This is a genomic window from Haloplanus sp. HW8-1 (assembly GCF_023703795.1).
Taxonomy (GTDB): domain Archaea; phylum Halobacteriota; class Halobacteria; order Halobacteriales; family Haloferacaceae; genus Haloplanus; species Haloplanus pelagicus.
Window position 1 is genome coordinate 1,162,722 of the sequence record NZ_CP098518.1, and the last position, 15,992, is coordinate 1,178,713.

The following is a 15,992-nucleotide window of genomic DNA, read 5'->3' on the forward strand; positions in this document are numbered from 1 at the left end:
GACGCGTTCGAGAGCACGTGGGGCCGGATTATGAGGGTGTGGATATGGTCCCCAGAATAATTTTCCCACAGTAGTACGAACGGTAGTGATATCAACATGTCCGACAAGTTTGAGACTTCGCAGGGTCGTCGGATATCTCCGCCGGAGCGATTTGTCGAGCAGGCCAATATCACCGACTCTGATATCTACGCCAGGTTTGAGGATCAGTGGCCGCACTGTTGGGGGCGGGCAACTGAGTTCCTCGACTGGGATCGTTCCTTCGACACCATCATGGAGCCCATAGATACCCCTCCCTATACCCGGTGGTTCGTCGGGGGCGAACTCAACGCATCGAAAAACTGTGTCGACCGTCACGTCCAGGCCGGACGTGGTGACGAGCCAGCACTCCAGTGGATCGGCGAACGTGGAGTGACGAAAACGTACACCTACTCGATGCTTCAGCGTGAAGTCAACGAAGTCGCAGTGATGCTCCGTGAGATCGGGGTGTCCGCCGGTGATCCAGTGGCGCTCTACATGCCACGCGTTCCGGAACTTCCGATCGCGATGTTGGCAGCCGCGCGTCTTGGCGCCCCGCACGTCGTCGTATTCGCGGAATATTCGGGCTCTGTTCTCGAGTCGTTCATGCGAGAGACCGGCGCACGAACCCTGGTGACTTGCGACGGCTTCTATCGGGACGGCAAAGTACGGGCGCTCAGCAGTGAAGCCCGGAAAGGAGTCGGAGAACTGCCGTGGGACGTCACGAGCGTGACACTGCCTCATATTCATGACGAAAGCCCGGACTTCGGGCACGATTTCAGGCGCCTGCGTGAGGAGTGCCGCGGCGAAACGATAGCGCCGGTCCCCCGAGCGTCGAGCGATCCGCTATTTTACTGCTACGCCTCGGGTCCGTCCGGAGGGCCGATGGGAATGGAACACGTCGTCGGGGAATATCTCTCCTACGTGGCCTGGACGGCGGCGACGGTTCTCGACCTCAAACCAGCAGACACGTTCTGGTGTCCCGCCGGTATCGAATGGATCACCGGACATTCATACGTCATCTATGGTCCGCTCGCCCACGGAGCGACGAGCATCCTCTACGAGGGGGCACCGGCATATCCGGACAAGCATCGTCCGTGGCGAATTATCGAGAACAACGACGTCACACAGTTCTATACGACACCGACTGCCATTCGGACGTTCATGGAGTGGGGAGGGAAGTATCCGGACGTACACGATCTCAGCTCGCTTCGACTGCTGGGTACCGTCGGCCAACGTATCGAGGCGGAGACGTGGCAGTGGTTCTATCGGAACGTCGGGGGCGAACGCTGCCCTATTGTCGATACATGGTACCAAGCCGAGACCGGTGGGATTACCGTCTCGACGATCCCTGGGGTTGGTGAGATGAAGCCCGGCTCGGTCGGTCCACCGCTACCCGGGATCGAAGCGGTGGTGGTCAATGCCGAAGGAGAGCGTGTCGATCCGGGAGAGGCAGGATATCTGGTCCTCGAGAGGCCTTGGCCGGGGATCTTCAGACCGGTAGGAGAACCGGATCATGAGGCGCGAGAGTACTGGACCGAGTTCGGAACGCCCGGAGAAGACTGGAGATACTTCACCGAAGATGGAGCGATGGCCGATCGGGACGGATACGTCACCGTCCTCGGGCGCCTCGATAACGTGATTAACATCGGTCACTACAGCAAGAACCGCGTTCACGTGAGCGAGATCGAACGAGTCATCGCCGAACTCCCCGATGTTGGAGATGTTGGAGTTGTCTGTGGCGGACACGAGATCATGGGGGAGGCCCCGTACGCATTCGTGGTCACTAACGACTCTACCGACCGAGATTTCGAGACGCGCATCGCCGAGAAGGTGGAACGTGATCTCGCCGCACAAGCCCGTCCCGAAGCGGTTTTCAGAGTTTCTGAACTCCCCCGAACCTACTCGGGCGGTATCTTGCGTCAAGTACTGGTGGATCTGGTGAACGGCGAACGACTCGGTGATACGGATCTCCTCCGCAATCCCGACGTTTTGGACGACATTGCGGTCGAGATACGCCACCGTCTCGAAGGCGGTGAGTTACCCTGAAGGGCCACCGACGACCCGGATTCACCGTTCGTCGAGCGCAACGACGGCGCAAGCGTCCGTTCCAACGGAAGTAGCGTCCACGTCTCGGCCGTCCCTTTCGCGTCTCCAATACGCTACACCTCGAGTGTCTCCTCGGTCGCGACCTCATCGCCGACGCTTATCGTACCCCCGTAGTCGTCCTCCGGTACCTTCGTGATGAGCATAACGGTAAAGAAGTGTTCGAACGCCTCTCTCGGAGCCCAGTCCGGGAGTGTCTCCTCGCGATAGTCCGCGAACCGCTGCTCAAAGTCCTCGATGGGCTCTCCGGTGTCAGGATCTCTCGAGGGAACGACACAGCGTGCGCAGGCTTCAGCACCCTCGAACCAAGTCCCATCGATTTCGAATCCGGAAGGATTGTCGCCGAGGAACCGGTCCTCCCAGAAAGGCGGAACGCCGCCGATTTCAATATTCGGTCGAAGGCGAATCCGTGCTCCCGCGACGGTCATGTCGTCGAACCACGATGCAACCTCCTCGAGAGTTCCAGTGCTAATGATGGAGGGACCCAGTTTCGGCCGATCGATAAACGACGGTGGTTCCCGGTGGCGCAGTTCAACCGATTCTCCGACGAATTCGCTGAACCATTCACTTGCGGTATCACGTTCGGTTTGTAGATCGAACGTGACTTCGTTCCCGCTTTCGCGCACGGTCAACGTGAGTTCGTGAGTCTCCGGATCGAAGGCTGACCGTACCTCGTGTGTGTGATCGATCTCTTTTCCGTTGAACGTTTTGCCGACTGAATCAAAACGATCCTCAATCACGTTGTTTTCGTCGGGATCCAACATCGCGTACTCCCGGTCTCCCCGAAAAGTACCGGCGTCGTTGATGCTGATGGTTTCGACTGTCATCCGATCTAATCCCTTGATCGGGTAGACCCAGAGATTCTCAATGTAGGCCATCAGTATGCGGTGGGTTGGATGATCTGATAAAACTTTGTCGAACCCGTTCGAGTGAGAACGACACGCGACAACCACCAGCCCAACGGTAGTTAACAACACATGTGGTGTTAACTTCATCGAACGTCGACTCAGCCGTAGTTACAGATCAACCCCAACGCGACAGGTGCCGTCACTTCGGGAGACAAGAATTTTCAAACTAACGTTAATTTCGACCAATAGTCGTTTCCTCGTATTTCACACTAGAATAGATATTATATATTGATATAAAAATAAGTTTGTAATGAATATAATCACTGAATAATTTGGCATAATACACTACTAATAGCCAAAATAATGTCCGAAAAGAACTCATATTGCAAAATACTGGGGACGTGTTACCCGAATATCACCCTGCAGTGTGTTCGTTTATCAGTTTAATATGATAGTCGGCGCAGTGAAATATGTTCGATGTAACCTCGAGGAGCACGCCGTAACCGGGCCGTTTCTATCCCCCCAGTCACGAAATTATTTTCACCTTTTGCTCACGTGTCTCGTTTTCACTTTCGAGCGGATAGCCGCAAGTAAAGTATGACGGTCTCTCCCCAACGGTTGTTTCACGATTCGGTCACGTCTCGTGGGAATGGGAAGTAGTACAAGAACAGCGACGTTGATCGAGTAATTCCGGTAGGTAGAACGTATCACCACAGTCCGTACATCTCATCTGAACTGAAACATCCACCTCGAGATCGCCCGTCTGAAGGTGGCCGTTCTCCACCCCGCGGTCGATCGTACTCTGGATCACGTTTACTGCTCTCGATCTGGCACCCTGAGTGGTATTGGTTATCTGATCGAATGGGGGGAGAGATTCGTCGGGAGTCACCTCGACACAATTCTGTAAATGTGATCGGGTAGTGACGTGTGAAACGAATGCAGATTCGAGCGTCGAAACGTCAACCCCCGCGTCCGACAGTCGAGCACGCACCTCAGCACGCTTGATATCTGATGTCGAATCGTGCCGGAGAACTTCGTACACGTCTTCCGCGATCTCGTCTCCGGTCAGTGCCGCATGGAGGCTCCGGTTTTGCTCGACATCTGCATCTTCAAGGGCCCGAGCGACGATATTCTGGTTGAAATACGCTGCGATCTTGCGAAAACTATCACCGGCTCTCCGTTTGGTCGAAAGCTCCGAGAGCAACTCCATGGAGTCAAACCGGGAAGCGGTCCGCTGAACTTTACAGCAGGGGGGGTCGTCCAATCCGTCACCGTCTTCAGGTCCAGACGTATCGGAAGCCGGCGTCACGCTGAGTGTTTACTCGATTCTCGATAATATCGGTTGCGATCAACGGAGCGATACACGATTTCGAGTTGTTCGAATCAGTTTTTTTAAGCCACGAACGTTCAGATATACGATGACCGAATGAGCGAACCTACGAACCCGAGAGCAAACGACTCACTCGCTGCTGGGAAACTTTCGCTCTCCGTTCGAAACATTGGCGGTATTCGCGAGAAGCAGGTGACGTTCGAACCGGGTGTGACACTACTTACCGGCCCGAACGCAACCAACAGGACTTCTCTCCTCAGAGCGTTTATTGGCGGGTTGGGCGGTTCGGCTGGCGTACTACGACGTGGGGCCGATAGTGGGCATGTCGGAATCACGATCGACGACCAGGAATACACGCGTCGGTATGAACGCACGGCAGGTGGAATTCACACGACTGGCAACCCGTATACTGAAATCGAGGATGTGGTTGATCTATTCGTCTCTCTGCTCGAAGATAATCCGATTCGGCGCGCAGTCCGTTCCGGAGCGGATCTCACAGACTTGCTTCTGGCCCCTGTCGACACCGACGAACTCGAAGCGGAAATTTCATCCCTCAAATCGGAGCGGAAACGAATCGACGAACGGTTGAATTCGATCGACAGGGAGCGGAACCGTCTCCCCAAATTGGAGAATCGCCGGACTGATCTCCGAGAGGAGATTGCGGAAATCGAATCGAAGCTCGACGAGTTGCGTGACGAGACCGGGAACGTAGAATCGGTGGAGACGGAGTCGGACGAAATCGAGTCGATCCGGCGCGAGTTTGAGAAGACACAGACGGAACTCAAAAAGACCGAATCGGAACTCGAAACCCAGCGAAGTATCCGGGAGGAATTACAATCGGATTTGGAGCAGATTCGCGAAGAACTCGCGGAACTGGAACTGCGTAAGGGAGAACTCGAAGAGATCACACAGGATGTGGATCGCCTCCAAGAGCGAGAAACCACACTCTCATCGACGGTCAACGAGCTATCTACGATCGCCAAGCAAACCCGTGACGTATTGGCCGGAGACGAGACGGTCGTATCGGAGTTGGCGCCCGATGATACGGTGAGTGACCTGGATCCGGCAAGCCAGTCGATAGAGTGTTGGACGTGTGGAAGTCAGGTCAAGCGCCACGCAATTATGGACCAACTCGATGCAATCGAGCAACTCGCCGATAAAAAACGAGCAGAACGTCGGCAGGTCCGTACTCAGCTCGATGAGTTGGAATCCCAGCGAAACAAGATCGAACAGGGAATCGATCGTCATCAAGAATTGACCGACCGCGAGCGCGAGATCCGAGAGGGACTCGAACAGCGAACAGAGATAATCACAGAACTGGTCGATAAAGCCGAATCACTCCGTGAAAAGCTAACGGAGAAACAATCCGAGCTAGAGGCGGCGCAAACTGAGGACAGCAACGAAGAGCTCAACCTGTATGAAGAAGTGAGTGAACTCGAGTACGAACGAGGGCAACGTGAACAAGCGCTCCAAGAGGTCAACGAGGACATAAGCGAGATTGAGTACCAACTCGGAAAGTACGAGGATCTTGAGGCTCGTCGGAACGATCTGACGGATGAGTTGAAAGCTCTCCGGTCACGGATCGAAAGGATCGAACGGACGACGGTTGAGACGTTCAATCAGCAGATAGAGGCGATCATCGATCGACTCGAGTACGAGAACATTGCACGGGTGTGGCTGGAACGACGTTCGAAGGGGAATGACACCACGTTTGATCTCCATATCGTCCGGGAAGACGAATCGGGGACGGTGTATGAGGATTCCATCGATCATCTCAGCGAAAGTGAACGAGAAGTAGTGGGAATCGTGGTCGCCCTGACTGGCTACTTGTCTCACGATATACAAGAAGAGGTGCCGATACTCCTACTGGATTCGTTAGAGGCCATCGATGCTGACCGAATTAGGGAGCTTGTCGATTGTATCAGGACTCACAGTGAATTTCTTGTCGTCGCACTCCTCGAGGAAGACGCTGCGGCGTTTCAGAATTCATATCACCGGATCGACGCTACGGAGCAACTTAGCTGATTGTCCTCCGATCACCCACTCTGCCCCGGGCAGACGAGCGAATTAAACTGAACTGGGTCAGGTTCTGTCGTCCAAAGTGGGTGAGGGGTCGTCGTAACGACGATTTAGGTGTCGCTCAGGCACTTTGGTCCCCCGTGTATATCGATGACGACCGTCGAGAATGTCATATGCGTGTCGAAAAAAGTAGCTCGTAGCGCGGCCAACCGTGTCGATATCCGTTCGCGAGCGGCTTCAATATCCGAGTAGAGCACCAGTGCGTGCTTGATGAGTCGGTGATCTTCCCTGTCTCGCGCCCGAAAGTGATCGATGAGCGTGCGGATTTCGCCGAAGGGCAGTCGCGTGTCGGCCGGTCGGGAGAGCGTCGTCTCGCCGGCCTCGACACGGCGCAGCTGACCCTGCTCGACGAGATCCTGAATTTCTGGGTCAGTGATGCCTGACACAGTGTTTCTCAGATAGCTATAAGTTAACTTGGCTCACAGTCGACCCCACCAGCGAACCGTTATGCACCATCGTCAGTAGTAGTCTGGTGGTGGTGGCGTCGCAGCACACCAACTTTGTTTGCAACCGTCGCCGCTAGGTCTCGGAATGCTTCTGCGGTCTTCGCGTCGTCCTGACGAACGATCGGCTCGCCGGCGTCGGCGCCCACACGGATCGCCGGATCCAGCGGAAGCGATCCGAGGTATGGGACATCGACCGTGTCGGCCAGAGTTCGGCCACCATCCTCGCCGAAGATTTCGTGAGCGTCTCCGCAATTAGGGCAGACAAAGCCGCTCATGTTCTCACCGACCCCGACGGGACTATCGAGTACGCAAACCCGGCCGTCGAGTCGGTCACTGGGTACGAGCGAGACGAGGTACTGGGAGAGAATCCCCGACTCTGGCAATCGGGGAAACACGGCGACGACTTTTATGCAGAGCTCTGGGAACAAATCACGTCAGGGTCGATCTGGGAAGGTGAACTGGCGAATCGCCGGAAATCAGGGGAGCTACTGTGGATAGACGCTACGATCGCTCCGATCACCGAGGACGGAGACGCGAATCGCTACGTCGCGATCGAGCGTGACATCACCGAACGAAAGGAACGCGAAATACGCATCGAGGACCAGAACGAGCGCTTAACGGTGCTGAACAATACGAACGAAGTGCTCCGCGATATCAACCGCGAACTCGTCGCTGCGTCGACACGCGACGAGATCGAGGACGCCGTCTGTGAACAGTTCGCCTCGTCGGAGCTCTTCGATGTGGCTTGGGTCGGTCGTCAAGGACTCGTCAGCGGTACTGTTAGCCCGCACTCGTGGGCTGGCAGCGACCTCGGATCGCTCGAAGATCATATCGAAGCACTGTCTACCGCCGATCCGACACCGGTCGAGCAGGCACTGGGGGAACAAGACCCCGTGTTTGCCGACGTCGAGGATGACCGATCGCAGACTGTCGACAAAAAACGGTGTGTCGTAGTTCCGCTTGCCTACCACGATGCGGAGTATGGCGTCCTCGGTGTAGTCACTAGCAACTCGGACGCGTTTGACCTGATCGAACGGGATGTATTCATCGAACTCGGTCAAACGATCGCAGACGCCATCAGTGCTGTCGAAAGCAAGCAAACACTCATATCAGACAGCGTAACCAAATTGGAGTTCCGGTTAACAGGAGTCGACGAGCCGCTGGCAAAGATGGCAGCACGGCTCGATCGTACGGTCACAGTCGAACACGTCGTCGACGACGGCAACGAGAATCAGATCCAGTACGTTACCGTCACCGACTCCGAGCCGGAAGCCGTCGTCGAGTACGCGGCCGACGCCGACTTCATCGATACCGTACAGCACGTCTACACGTACGAAAACCGGGCGCTTTTCCGGCTATCGGTCGACGAACGGTCGATCGTCACGACGTTAGCGCAGTACGGGGCAAGCATCGAGTCGTTGTCGATTACTGGAACCACCGGACGACTGGTCGCAAGGGTAGCCAGTTCGAACGACATTCGAAGCGTCGTCGACGCGCTTCGGACGACCTACGACGGGCTGACGCTGGTCGCACAGCGAGAGCACGAGCGGGACGTACAGACTGAAGCCGCCTTCCGAAAACAGCTGACAGCTGCGTTGACGGAGCGACAACGGGAGGCAGCCCGAACCGCGTACTTTTCAGGGTTCTTCGATTGGCCACGTGAGCACAGCGGGGAGGAAGTCGCGTCGATGATGGACATCTCACAGACGACGTTCACCCAGCACCTTCGGGCAGCGGAAAAGAAACTCTTCGAAGCACTGTTCGACGAGACAGTAGCCACTTAGTTGAACGAACTCCGCTTCTCTGGTTCATGCTCGCGGGCGTGCTATAGTGAGCCATCATCCTGGAACTAGGGTGGGAGACGGATACCGGGAATCTCAGACGCAGTCGATGTAAACATCCGCTGCTCTCCGGATGAATCCATTTTCGCTGCCGCGGCTATAATACGGTGTATCCGGTGGTCTTTCACCGTTCGACCGACGATCCAAAGCTCCTAGAGCGTGTCGTCGGGGCCGTTGTTACTCACCCCGACGACGAGGTATCCAGAAGCGGTCACACTCGTCGCGAATAGTGGCGGCCCCAACCTCCCACTCGAAAACTCACCGAAGCGCGAACAAATCACCGATCGAACAGGACAAGTGTTACTGCGGTCGAGTTCACCGATGGCGTCGAACTCGTGTCTTCGGGAGTGGGCGAACTGTCTCGGTTACGGGCTGACGGCTGTGCGTATCTGAAACCCTGAGCGATCGCGATTAGAAGAAGAGCGTCGGGATCGTTTTCCGGAAGATATTGAGGGAAATGAGGAACAGCAGCCCGACGACAAACCGGTTGAACTTCTCCTGATCGACCTCCAGTCGTCGCAGGTACGTCCCGAGTAAGAGCCCGACGATCGTCACGACCGCGATGACCGATCCGAGCCAGAGGCGATAGGTCGTCATGAGCTCCGTAAAAAACACCATCTGGAGAATCCGCACCGTGAAGATTGTCCCAAGCACCATGGAAAGCCCGCCGATATACCGCTCGACATCCCGTTCAAAGGTGTGGAAGTAGGCCGGCAGCAACGGGCCGAGATTGGCGGCAGCCAGCAGGAACCCCTCGAGGAAGCCAGCGACGCTGAGGCCGATCGGATGATGCGCCTCCTCGATGGTCACGAAGTTCTCCACGACCTGAAAGACCACGTACCCGAGGATAATGAGCGCGATGAGGAACGGAACGATGGGGCCCGTCCGGAACTGTGCGAGAAAGAACACACCGAGGACCGATCCAACCGTCGCGAGGGCCAATAACACCCATTCCTCGCGAACGAACTCGAGTCCGGTGTCAGTCTCGCCGATCTGGAACATGTTGATCATCCACGGTGGGATCGCGAGGACGACCACCGCGAGCGTCGGGTCGATCACCGACGCGAAAATTGGGGTAGTGATCAGAGCATATCCAAACCCGATCATACCCTTGACCGCCCCCGCAAGGACCGCGACGACGACGAACAGGGCGAGGAGGTTAACGGAGACGTCCGACTGAACGCCTTTCGCGATGTTCTCCACGCCGGGGAAAAAGACGACTGATCCGGCGACGACCGCGAGGGTCGCCACCATCATCACCACTTCGCGATACCGGAGATTCCGCAAATTCTTGAGGAACTGTACTGCGTTGAGGTGGGAGTGGGATGAACTCATATCGGATCAAAACGCTTGTGCGACTCTGATCTGCAAAGACAGGTGATACTCCCGCACTCTTTGCCCTTTCTTCGCCGGTGATAACCGACCAAACCACAGACACCAACGAACGGGAAAAGAACGGGTACAGGCTATTTGGGCCGGATATTCGTCACGATACGGGAGAGATAGGAATCATAGATAGCGGCAAAATACGAACCACTCGCATCTCAACGACAGTAACACGCTATTTCGTCGTGATGGGGGCCATTGAACTCGCGCTCTAAGTCTTGGGCGCCACTTACCACAGATTCCACCAAGATCAGTGGGTACACAGATGGTCTTCCAGCCTGTTCGGGTCGTTTCGTAGCTGTGTGAAAGTTTCTCTAATAGACTGACAGTACTCAAAACAGGAAGCGGCTCCGCCGGACGGGATGTCGCAGTAACGGTCGATTCGCCTGAATCCTGACACGTCTCAAGCAACTCTTTGGCGCCGTGGCGTCCATACTCCAGTGCCGGTGAACGTGATCGCCCGCCGGGTGCCATAACCTCGGACGCACACGGTTCCCCGCCGCGGTTGACGACACTGATTCGGCGAACTTTGGGAAAGAACGCTTTTCCATTGCGCTGTCTCCACCGACGATGGGAACGTCGTCGCCGCGGTGGAACGCACCGTCACAGGCTGCACACGTCGACAGCCCGTTGCCAAGCAGTTCGTGCTCGTTTTCGGCGACGATCGACGCCCATGTGTAAATCGTGTCGCCGGTCGACGTGGAGAGCTCGCGGACCTGGCCGTCTGGAACTGCGTCCTCGATGCGGCCGTGTCGGAACTACGCACCGAACTGCTCGGCCTGCTCTTTCCCGCGTTGGACGAGGTCCATGCCGCCGACGCCGTCGGGGGCCCGAGACGGACCGCGACATCGATCGTCAGCGTGGGGCGACCGCCCGGCCGGTCGCCCGCAAGAGAGAAGGGGTCGAAATCGGCTCGTCCGGCGTAGATCGCTACCGGGAGGTCAGCTATCCCCGAGCCGGGATGACAAGATTTCGCGTCTCATCGGTCAGTTACTCGGTGTACCTCTCGATCAGAGAGCGCAGTTGATCTTCGCCCTGCACCCCGACGATTTCTTCGACCTGCTCGCCGCCGGCAAACAGAATCAGGGTCGGGACGCCCCGAACACCGTAGGCTCCAGCGAGCTGCTGGTTGGCGTCGACGTCAACCTTCACGACAGCGGCGTCGGTCTCTGCGGCGATCGTTTCAACGACCGGTTCGAGCATCTGGCACGGCCCACACCAGTCGGCATAAAAGTCCGTGAGGACGACATCGTGTTCGGCGACGACATCGTCGAGTTGGGTGCCTCCATCGATGTGGATGGGTTCGTCCGTAGTATCGCTTCCGTCCGTGGATGCAGTATCAGTTGCCATCACTAGCTTATAGGCGCCAGCGCTAATTAAGAGTTTTGGGACTCATATACAATACTACAAACCTCGACGAGCGGGCGAGGACACCGATGGGTTCTCGACCTCTTCGGATTAAAACTCAGTTCTCCACTGGTAAATCGGGAGACTACGTAAAAAAGATGCAGCGCTATCCTTCGACGGTTGGAGCCGAGGCTTCGGACTGTTCGTATTTGTCCTCGAACTCCTGGATGAGTTGGCCCATCTTCGCGTACCAGTCGTTGAGCATCCGCTGCATGTCGTCTGCGATCTGTGACGGATCCGTCGGCGAGTAGACGTGGTAGTAACCGCCCTGGTCGTAGTTGATCTGATTCTTCTCGATGAAGCCCGTCTGCAGTAGCCGCTGGACGGCCCGGTAAGCGGTGGAACGCTCCCGCTCAACGGCATCGGCGATCTCGTCGACGGTCAGTGGTTCTTCGGCCTCGACGAGTGTCCTGAAGCATTTCTTGTCGAGTTCTTTGAGACCGTGGAAGCACTCCAACAGTCCCTCACACTCCATATCTCGACGGAGTTGGTCAGACATCGAGTCCGGCATTGTTATCATCCTCACGTAGGTACTGAGTTATTAAAAGACTTTTGTACAGTTTGTACAAGTTCGTGATGTCCCAACTGTATCAGGACGGGAACGGCGCGCGAGTCATTCCTCGTCCATCCGTTGGAATCGATAAGGTGGCTCTTTCCCACGCCTTCAGCCGTGGGATCCCCGAGGGTTGGGATGGTAGGATTTGCAGTCTGCCCGTTCTTTCGGTGTGACCCGTCCGCTCTGTTCCAGTTTCCGTCATCGCGGTTGGACGTGGGGAGTAGCGGTTCTGCGAGATGGCTCGTGGCTATCGAACTCCAGTGCGTACGTAGCTGATTTCAGGCGTGAGCTCTCGTGCTCATGACACACCCAGTGTACGCCAGCGACCGAGAAGCACAGCCGGGCTGAGTGGAGTTTCAACCGCGTCCTTGCGAGCAATCAAATGACAAGTTCAGATTGTTTTCCTGTAGCTGTGCAAGATACGACGCGGGTATCTGGTATCGGAGTCGTCGATAGATTCGCTTTCATCGATCCCATACCTCTGCCGGTCGAGGGTCTCCGGACCGCCGACCCGCTCCCACAATCGTGTCAGTCCACCACTGAATCACCCTCCCCACGTTCGTGGACCCAGACCGTCGAAATTCGGGTCCCCTCAACGCTCGTCACCTCGACGACGTACCCATCGACCTCGACGTGATCGCCACGCTCTGGTGCACGGTTGAGTTGCTCGAGTACCAGTCCACCGATCGTTTCGACCTCTTCACTCGTGAAATCCCCCTCGATCCTGTCGTTGATCTTCGACAGCGAGACGCCCCCGTCGATGTCGTGCCCCTCGTCGCCACGCCGGCGAATCGAGGGTTCCCGCTCGTCCATATCGAACTCATCCCGAAGGTCTCCAACGAGCGCCTCGACGACGTCTTCGACCGTTGCGATCCCCTCAAATGCCCCCCACTCGTCGATAACTGCGACCATTTGTTGTTGATCTTCCCTGAACTGTTTCAGGAGATCGCTCAGTGCCATCGTCTCGGGAGCGATGACGATCTCGCGGGCGATATCGTCGACTACCTCGGCGTCCCCGGGCTCCACCTCGGCTCGTAACACGTCCTTGACGTCCACGAATCCGATCACTTGGTCGCCGTCGTCGGCATCAAGAACGGGATAGCGGGTATGACCAGCCTCGAGGATGATCGACTGGAGGTCGGACAGCGCGGCGTCCGCCGAAACGCTCACCACGTCCGGTCGTGGAACCATGACCTCCCGCACCACGATGTCGTCGAGATCGAAGACCCGTTCGATCATCGTCACTTCCGCAACGTCGATGTCTCCTTGCTCACTGGATCGAGTCAGTACCCGGAGGAGCTCCCGTTCGCCGAGTGTCTCATCCGTTTCGGAAGCGGGGGGCACACCGAGCGCCCGCGTGAATGCGTTGGCAGCCCCGTTAAAGACGACGATACCCGGATAGAGGAGGTAATAGAAGACTTTCATCGGCGGGGCGAGGAACAGGGAGAGTCGCTCGGTCTGGGCGATTGCGAGCGTCTTCGGTGCGAGTTCACCGAAGACGACGTGGAGGAACGTGATGACACTGAAGCCGATTGCAAACGCGACGAGATGGATGAGACCCTCCGGGAGAATCGGTTCCAGTACGGGTTCGATGAGCGCCGCCACGGCTGGTTCGCCGACCCATCCCAACCCGAGCGAGGCGATGGTGATACCGAGTTGCGTCGTCGCGAGATAGTCGTCAAGTCCCACCATCACTTCTTGGAGCGTCCCCGCGCCGGGGCGCCCCTCTTCAACAAGTTGGTCGACCGATGTCCCTCGTATCCGTACGAAGGCGAACTCTGCAGCGACGAAAAAGCCGTTCAACACCACCAGAGCCAGTGCAAGGACGACTTGGGCCAGCGAGAGTGCGACATTTACCATCGGTGGGTCTGGAAGCTAGGGGTACTCGGTTGTCGTGTGTCCATACACGAGTCTCTCGTTCCATCTACTAAAATCATTTAAGACAACGCCAAAGCGAGCTGACTGTTATGTGTATCGAATCAGTCCGATATCTATCCTCACCGAGACTGCCCTGTTGAACACCCCTATTGAGGGTTCTGCGGCCCCGGCGATACCTCGATCCGGGACTACGTGATCTTTCAGAGCGTTTCAGGAAGGCGGGAATCGGCAACGGGTATATTGACTCCTAGATAACAACTTCACTCGTATGACCTCAGACCGTGTCATCGACCTGCTCCAGAAGGCCTACGGCGACGAGATGGAGACCGTGATGAACTATCAGACGAACGCGATCGTCTTGGACGGCGTCCGGGCCGAAGAGATCAAGCAGAGTCTCCAGCAAGACATTCAGGAGGAACTGACACACGCCGGGCAACTCGGGAACCGACTCAAGCAGTTGGATGCCCGACCACCTAGTTCGGCGGAGTTTACCCCCCGACAGGACTCGTTGCGACCTCCCAAGGATTCGACCGACGTCCTCTCTGTTATCCGAGGCGTTCTCGACGCTGAAGAGGACGCTATCGAGACGTATCGATCGCTTATTGACGCTGCCGAGGACGCCGACGATCCGGTCACCGAAGACCTCGCAGTGACGATCCTCGCCGACGAGGAAGCCCACCGAACCGAATTCCGGGGCTTCGAAAAGGAATATCAAAACGACTGAGCCATCTCGGCACAGAACCGAGACAGGAGTTGATCGAGAACGCCATCAGCCACAACGACGATCCGTCGTCGACGCTACGAATCGAGGTGGCGTCCGGAGCCGACCGACACGAGATTTGATTTCACGACGACTGCGACGGCATCCCGGACTACGAGTGGGCGGTCGTCACGGGCGAACGGGAGATCACACAACTCACCCACGGCAGCGGCCTCGGTCTCTGGTTCGTGCGCTGTGTAACCGATTCCGACGGGGGAGCGGTACGGCGGAGATGGAGCGAGGACGGCGGAACGACGGTTCGTCTTCGTCTCCGGCCGACCACCTCCGCCTCGGAGCGGATCGCTCCCCACGACGTACCGGAAGAGTGATGCGATCGACCCAACCGTTTAACCCGTCACGCGTCCGATGGTCACGACGATGCCATCAGCGAAGCCGACCGTTCTCCTCGTCGACGACGAAAAGGACGTCGTCGACGTCTACGCGCTGGCGTTTGCCGAGGACTACCACGTCCGCAAAGCGTTCGGGGGTCAGGAGGCACTCGAGAAGGTAGACGACGCCGACGTGGTCCTGCTGGACCGTCGGATGCCGGGGCTATCAGGCCGTGAGGTACTCGCGAAGATTCGGGATCGGGATATCGACGTTCGAGTCGCGATGGTAACCGCCGTCGATCCCGACTTCGACATCACGGAGATGGGGTTCGACGCTTACCTGACCAAACCGGTCGGTGACGAGGAACTCCGCGAGACCGTCGACGGACTGCTCACCCTCTCGACGTACGACCAGCAGGTGCGCGAACGATTCGCCGTCGCGGAGAAACTGGCGGCGCTGGAGGCGGAGAAACCGAGCGGGGAACTCGCCGAGAGCGAAGAGTACGAGGCGTTGACGGAGCGGGCGGCGGAACTCGACGCGCGCGCCTCGGAGACGGTTGGCGAGATGGACCCAGGTGCCTTCGGGAAAGCGATTTCGGGGATCGAACACCCTGACGACGAGTAGTCGAACGCCGAGCGAGGGCCGGTCGGCTCAGGCGTACTTCGCGACGACGTTCAGGATCTCGTCGAGTTCGTCGCCGTCGAGCGAGTAGCGGCCGTGGGCGAACACCGAGCGGAGTTCGTCCCGGTCCATCGGGAGCAGGTCCGCGATCTTGAACGCAGCAACCTCGTCGACCTGATCGAGTTCGAGCAGTTCCTCGACGAGGTTGCGGGACTCTGCCCCGTCGAGGATGGCGAAGGTGTTGGCGTGCTCGATGGCGCGTGCGAGTTCGTACCGCATCTCGCGGTCCACGTCGGCGGCCCGCTCCGCCTCGACTTCGGCGAGGAGCTCTTTGACCTCCGAGACGGTGACGAACTCCTCGTCGAGTTGCTCTTTGAAGATTGTCATCG

General features: G+C 57.3%; 13 protein-coding genes and 1 pseudogene. 5 read left to right on the forward strand and 9 right to left on the reverse strand.

The genetic code is table 11. The features are described from left to right. The first annotated feature begins 96 nt into the window (after nt 1-96). Nucleotides 97-2,064, forward strand: coding sequence for an AMP-binding protein (locus NBT82_RS06225; RefSeq protein WP_251330689.1), 1,968 nt, complete (start codon nt 97-99; stop codon nt 2,062-2,064). A 113-nt stretch (nt 2,065-2,177) separates the two neighbouring features. Here the strand turns inward: NBT82_RS06225 and NBT82_RS06230 are convergent, their stop codons facing one another. Next, nucleotides 2,178-2,999: an MOSC domain-containing protein gene (locus NBT82_RS06230; protein ID WP_251330690.1), complete on the reverse strand. Its 822-nt coding sequence runs from the start codon at nt 2,997-2,999 to the stop codon at nt 2,178-2,180. A gap of 604 nt (nt 3,000-3,603) precedes the next feature. Beyond that, nucleotides 3,604-4,278: a rod-determining factor RdfA gene (gene rdfA, locus NBT82_RS06235; protein WP_345780679.1), complete on the reverse strand. Its 675-nt coding sequence runs from the start codon at nt 4,276-4,278 to the stop codon at nt 3,604-3,606. Between the two features lie 117 nt (nt 4,279-4,395). Between rdfA and NBT82_RS06240 the strand changes: the two genes are divergently transcribed. Beyond that, the gene (locus tag NBT82_RS06240) at nt 4,396-6,324 is read left to right on the forward strand and encodes an archaea-specific SMC-related protein (RefSeq protein WP_251330692.1); all 1,929 of its coding nucleotides are present in this window, start codon (nt 4,396-4,398) and stop codon (nt 6,322-6,324) included. Between the two features lie 186 nt (nt 6,325-6,510). On the opposite strand, the pseudogene NBT82_RS20170 reads toward NBT82_RS06240, so the two are convergent. Together NBT82_RS20170 and NBT82_RS06250 are read right to left on the reverse strand one after the other, a co-directional pair. Then, a pseudogene (locus NBT82_RS20170) lies at nt 6,511-6,752 on the reverse strand (DUF7342 family protein); the annotation flags it as partial. Between the two features lie 71 nt (nt 6,753-6,823). After that, on the reverse strand, nt 6,824-7,099 hold the full coding sequence (locus tag NBT82_RS06250; RefSeq protein ID WP_251330694.1) for a P-loop NTPase: 276 nt from the start codon (nt 7,097-7,099) through the stop codon (nt 6,824-6,826). On the opposite strand from NBT82_RS06250, the gene NBT82_RS06255 reads away from it, so the two are divergent. Next, nucleotides 7,061-8,608, forward strand: coding sequence for a bacterio-opsin activator domain-containing protein (locus NBT82_RS06255; RefSeq protein WP_251330695.1), 1,548 nt, complete (start codon nt 7,061-7,063; stop codon nt 8,606-8,608). The genes NBT82_RS06250 and NBT82_RS06255 overlap by 39 nt on opposite strands. 468 nt (nt 8,609-9,076) lie before the next feature. Here the strand turns inward: NBT82_RS06255 and NBT82_RS06260 are convergent, their stop codons facing one another. From NBT82_RS06260 to NBT82_RS06275, 4 genes are all read right to left on the reverse strand, one after another. Next, nucleotides 9,077-10,000, reverse strand: a complete 924-nt coding sequence (locus tag NBT82_RS06260; protein WP_251330696.1) for a sulfite exporter TauE/SafE family protein — start codon at nt 9,998-10,000, stop codon at nt 9,077-9,079. Nucleotides 10,001-11,041: 1,041 nt separating this feature from the next. Next, complete coding sequence (gene trxA, locus NBT82_RS06265; RefSeq protein ID WP_251330697.1) at nt 11,042-11,401, reverse strand: thioredoxin; 360 nt, start codon at nt 11,399-11,401, stop codon at nt 11,042-11,044. Nucleotides 11,402-11,564: 163 nt separating this feature from the next. Further along, entirely contained in the window at nt 11,565-11,969 is a 405-nt protein-coding gene (locus NBT82_RS06270) for a helix-turn-helix domain-containing protein (protein ID WP_251330698.1), read from the reverse strand. 573 nt (nt 11,970-12,542) lie between these two features. Continuing rightward, on the reverse strand, nt 12,543-13,874 hold the full coding sequence (locus NBT82_RS06275; RefSeq protein ID WP_251330699.1) for a hemolysin family protein: 1,332 nt from the start codon (nt 13,872-13,874) through the stop codon (nt 12,543-12,545). A 286-nt stretch (nt 13,875-14,160) separates the two neighbouring features. On the opposite strand from NBT82_RS06275, the gene NBT82_RS06280 reads away from it, so the two are divergent. Next, a complete protein-coding gene (locus tag NBT82_RS06280) occupies nt 14,161-14,616 on the forward strand; it encodes a ferritin-like domain-containing protein (RefSeq protein ID WP_251330700.1) in 456 nt (151 codons plus the stop codon). Nucleotides 14,617-15,030: 414 nt separating this feature from the next. Beyond that, entirely contained in the window at nt 15,031-15,606 is a 576-nt protein-coding gene (locus NBT82_RS06285) for a HalX domain-containing protein (protein ID WP_251330701.1), read from the forward strand. A 27-nt stretch (nt 15,607-15,633) separates the two neighbouring features. On the opposite strand, the gene NBT82_RS06290 is transcribed toward NBT82_RS06285, so the two are convergent. Continuing rightward, entirely contained in the window at nt 15,634-15,990 is a 357-nt protein-coding gene (locus NBT82_RS06290; RefSeq protein WP_251330702.1) for an RNA polymerase Rpb4 family protein, read from the reverse strand. Nucleotides 15,991-15,992: the final 2 nt, after the last annotated feature.

Excerpts from the sequence above, each read along its gene's own strand:
- NBT82_RS06290 (WP_251330702.1), bottom strand. The coding sequence starts at position 15,990 with ATGACAATCTTCAAAGAGCAACTCGACGAGGAGTTCGTCACCGTCTCG.
- trxA (WP_251330697.1), bottom strand. The coding sequence starts at position 11,401 with ATGGCAACTGATACTGCATCCACGGACGGAAGCGATACTACGGACGAA.
- NBT82_RS06225 (WP_251330689.1), top strand. The coding sequence starts at position 97 with ATGTCCGACAAGTTTGAGACTTCGCAGGGTCGTCGGATATCTCCGCCG.
- NBT82_RS06260 (WP_251330696.1), bottom strand. The coding sequence starts at position 10,000 with ATGAGTTCATCCCACTCCCACCTCAACGCAGTACAGTTCCTCAAGAAT.
- NBT82_RS06230 (WP_251330690.1), bottom strand. The coding sequence starts at position 2,999 with ATGGCCTACATTGAGAATCTCTGGGTCTACCCGATCAAGGGATTAGAT.
- NBT82_RS06280 (WP_251330700.1), top strand. The coding sequence starts at position 14,161 with ATGACCTCAGACCGTGTCATCGACCTGCTCCAGAAGGCCTACGGCGAC.
- NBT82_RS06285 (WP_251330701.1), top strand. The coding sequence starts at position 15,031 with ATGCCATCAGCGAAGCCGACCGTTCTCCTCGTCGACGACGAAAAGGAC.
- NBT82_RS06270 (WP_251330698.1), bottom strand. The coding sequence starts at position 11,969 with ATGCCGGACTCGATGTCTGACCAACTCCGTCGAGATATGGAGTGTGAG.
- NBT82_RS06240 (WP_251330692.1), top strand. The coding sequence starts at position 4,396 with ATGAGCGAACCTACGAACCCGAGAGCAAACGACTCACTCGCTGCTGGG.
- NBT82_RS06250 (WP_251330694.1), bottom strand. The coding sequence starts at position 7,099 with ATGAGCGGCTTTGTCTGCCCTAATTGCGGAGACGCTCACGAAATCTTC.
- NBT82_RS06275 (WP_251330699.1), bottom strand. The coding sequence starts at position 13,874 with ATGGTAAATGTCGCACTCTCGCTGGCCCAAGTCGTCCTTGCACTGGCT.